The organism is Achromobacter sp. GbtcB20 (assembly GCF_019091095.1).
GTDB lineage: Bacteria > Pseudomonadota > Gammaproteobacteria > Burkholderiales > Burkholderiaceae_B > Achromobacter > Achromobacter mucicolens.
In genome coordinates this window covers 1-260 of sequence record NZ_JAGXJZ010000630.1, presented here as the reverse complement: position 1 = coordinate 260, position 260 = coordinate 1, and the positions used below count along the sequence as shown (strand labels likewise).

At 70.4% G+C, this 260-nt stretch carries 1 protein-coding gene and 1 pseudogene; both read right to left on the bottom strand.

Annotation, left to right across the window (positions count from 1 at the left end; genetic code table 11):
- Positions 1–155, bottom strand: a 155-nt coding sequence (locus KVT32_RS30515; RefSeq protein WP_217619478.1) for a TIGR03758 family integrating conjugative element protein, incomplete at its 3' end; no start/stop codon positions are given.
- Positions 152–260, bottom strand: a pseudogene (locus KVT32_RS30510) (RAQPRD family plasmid); the annotation flags it as partial. The pseudogene KVT32_RS30510 and the gene KVT32_RS30515, both read right to left, overlap by 4 nt.

The window sequence follows — 260 nt, the reverse complement described above, 5'->3', positions numbered from 1 at the left end:
AGGCGGCTCTCGGACCACCCCACATAGGCCGTTCGGATGGCCCAGACGCCCCACACGAGCAGGACCGCGAACACGACGCCGACCAGGACGGTCGCCATCGCGGAAGGCGCGATACCGCTGTTGGCTTGAAATGCCGAGACCTGGGCGCCGTTCATTGCTCGCCCTCCGCAGTCGTCTTCGGCGATGGCGCAGCGGCCCGCTCGGTGCGGTAGTCGCCGGCCAGTTCGGAGGGGTCGCGCGGCTGAGCGCGTGAGGGCGTC